Here is a 262-nt window from a genome sequence, read left to right as displayed (position 1 = left end):
CCGGCATTCGCACCGCGCAGGCCAAGCACGAGGCCTTCCACGGTCTCGCCCTCGCCGTTGCGGGTGACGCCGCCAAGCCGCGTCAGCGCACCCATGCGCACCGTGGCGACATCGCGCACGCGCACCATCGCCGTGCCCTCGGCGCGCACGACGAGTGCGCCGATGTCGTCGAGCGATTCGAGCCGGCCCTGCACGCGCACCAGCAGCGCTTCCTCGCCCTCGTTGACGCGGCCGGCGCCGTCGTTGCGATTGAAGCGCTCGA

The 262-nt window shown here is 72.5% G+C and carries 1 protein-coding gene; it reads right to left on the bottom strand.

Going from position 1 to position 262, the window contains the following annotated elements; translation table 11 throughout:
• On the bottom strand, positions 1–262 hold a 262-nt coding region (locus ACZ3HG_RS24030; protein ID WP_465334926.1), incomplete at both ends, for an efflux RND transporter permease subunit.

The organism is Erwinia sp. PME.40.26/001, from assembly GCF_055556675.1.
The sequence above is the reverse complement of the archived record's forward strand: the minus strand, read 5'-3'. Positions and strand labels throughout refer to the sequence as shown.